This is a genomic window from Streptomyces colwelliae (assembly GCF_048158785.1).
Classification (GTDB): Bacteria; Actinomycetota; Actinomycetes; order Streptomycetales; family Streptomycetaceae; genus Streptomyces.
The window spans coordinates 1-434 of the sequence record NZ_JBLTJC010000978.1; the positions used below are offsets into that span (position 1 = coordinate 1).

A 434-nucleotide genomic window follows, 5' to 3' on the forward strand; every position below is an offset into this window, starting at 1 on the left:
ATCGAGAAGGAATTCGGCGGCTGGGACAAGGTGAATACCGATCATCTCAATCCTGGCGCGAAGCTGGACCAACTGTTCGGCGGCGCGAACAAGTAAGACGATCGTTTCGTCATTGCGAGTGAAGCGAAGCAATCCAGGCCACAAAGAAGGACTGGATTGCTTCGTCGCTTCGCTCCTCGCAATGACGAAAGATCACTCCAAGAGGTGTCATGCGCGGGCTTGACCCGCGCATCCATCTTTTAGAGAGAATGTTTTTGAAGATGGATTGCCGGGTCAAGCCCGGCAATGACGAGGAAAAACCTGAGGACCTGACCATGGCGACCCACAAACTGCTGCTGCTCCCCGGCGACGGTATCGGCCCGGAGGTGATGGGCGAGGTGAAGCGGCTGATCGACTGGCTCAATGCGGCCGGGATCGCCAAATTCGAGACCGAC

The 434-nt window shown here is 56.7% G+C and carries 1 protein-coding gene; it reads left to right on the top strand.

Features of this window, described 5'->3' with window-relative positions; all coding sequences use genetic code 11:
* Nucleotides 1-209: 209 nt before the first annotated feature.
* Nucleotides 210-434 (top strand): hypothetical protein (locus ACNFOC_RS55450; RefSeq protein WP_416966451.1); only part of this gene is annotated, 225 nt, incomplete at its 3' end.